The sequence below is a fragment of the Mesorhizobium sp. M7A.F.Ca.CA.003.01.2.1 genome (assembly GCF_003998945.1).
In the GTDB taxonomy this organism is placed as follows: Bacteria; Pseudomonadota; Alphaproteobacteria; order Rhizobiales; family Rhizobiaceae; genus Mesorhizobium; species Mesorhizobium ciceri.
Window position 1 is genome coordinate 1 of the sequence record NZ_RZRA01001058.1, and the last position, 1793, is coordinate 1793.

The 1793-nt window shown below is 60.0% G+C and carries 2 protein-coding genes; both read left to right on the forward strand.

Annotated features, from left to right (window positions below):
• Positions 1-671: cell envelope integrity EipB family protein (locus tag EN969_RS29565; protein ID WP_127419651.1), on the forward strand; the 671-nt coding region annotated here is incomplete at its 5' end.
• Positions 672-784: 113 nt separating this feature from the next.
• On the forward strand, positions 785-1793 hold a 1009-nt coding region (locus EN969_RS29570), incomplete at its 3' end, for a hypothetical protein (protein WP_127419652.1).

The window sequence follows — 1793 nt, forward strand, 5'->3', positions numbered from 1 at the left end:
GCCGCATGGTCTATGAGTTCAACGGCTCGGCCTGCGAAGGCTATACGGTGAAATTCCGCTTCGTCACCCAGATCGTCACCGCTGACGGCACGAAGCTGACGGACCAGCAGACGACAACTTTCGAGGACGCCGAAGGCAAGACCTTTTCGTTCGTGACGAAATCCTTTTCCGACCAGAACCTCGACAAGGAGGTCAAGGGCATAGCCACGAAAGAGGCCAAGGGCCTGAAGGTCGATATCGACAAGCCCGAAAAGAACAGCGTCGAGCTGGCGACAACCCAATTCCCGACCCAGCATTTGGTCGAATTGATCGGCAAGGCCGAAAAAGGCGAGAATTTTTACGAAACCAACCTGTTCGACGGTTCCGAAGACGCCAACAAGGTGATGACCACCACCGTCGTTGTCGGCAAGAAAACCGATGCCGACAAGGCCGACCCGGAAGCTTCGGCACTGGCAAAGCTCGCCACCGACAAATACTGGCCGGTCGACATCGCCTATTTCGACGACACCAACAAGACCGGCGAAGAGGTTCCGGAATACCGTATCAGCTTCAAGCTGCATGAGAACGGCATCACCCGCGATCTCGTCATGGACTATGGCGACTTCTCGATGACCGGCAAGCTGGTCAACCTGTCGCTGTTCGACCAGACAAAACCTTGTCCCGCCAAATAGTGCCTGTCTAGGCAGCTGATTTGCCACGGCACGGCGTGGTCGTAACGAACGACTTGAACGTGCCGCAATCGTCCCTCAACCTCTTCCAGCGTCCAGGCGCGAGGGGGATCAGCTTGAGCAGGATCGATACGTTCGTCGCGCCGCGGCCCAACCCGGCACTGATCAGGGCCATGACATCCGTCAACCGGATCGTCATGCTGCGCGGCATTCCCGGGTTTCGGGATCTGTTGCCGTTCAATCGCCTGGCCGGTCTGCGCGGCGTCTCAAATGTCCGCCATATCGACTTTCCCGACGCCGATCTTGAGCGGCTGAAGGCCAGTTGCGGGGCAGGGAAGGCGACCTTCATCACGCCCAATCATCCCGAGTTCTTCACCGACTGGATGATCGACAAGGAAATCGTGTCGCAGGTCAGCCCGCTCACGGCCTCATGGGCGACCAATGGTGTCGTCAACGGCCTTGGCCGGCTGATGCAGAAGTTCTGGCTGGCCAACAATCTGATCGCCCAGATTCCCGGCAACAGCGGGGCAGCGAAGGAACACTCGATCGCCTGGGCCTTGAAAGGCCATGGCGTGCTGCTGCATCCCGAAGGCGGCGTCGGCTGGCATGCCAATGTCGTTGCGCCTTTGCTGCCGGGTGCCGTCGAGATGGGACTGGAGGCCCTCAAGCGCGGTCGGGCCACGGATCCCAATTTCAAGGTCTGGATCGCGCCCGTCGTCTGGAAGCTTGCCTTCACCGGCAACGTCGAAGCGGCACTGGCGAAGGAATGCGCCTATGTCGAGAAAAACCTCAAAATAGAACGCCAGGCGACCGACACGCTGCCGCAGCGCATTCACCATGTCTATTCGACACTGCTGGCCCGCGATGAAGCTGCCACCGGCATGCCGTTCGACCAAGGCGCTTCCTATGCCCAGCGTCAGAGGGTTTTGGTCACCGAGCTCAGCCGCCAGCTCGGCAAAAGCATCTCAGCCGACATTGATGTCACCGACATCACCGAGATTCTGCGGCGGGCGCGCCGCTGGCAGCGCGAAAACACTGGCGATGCCGAACGGCAAAGGCAGGTCCGCGCGCTCGTCGATAGGGTTCAGAGGCTGCAACGCGTCGGACCCTGGGCCTGCGCCAATC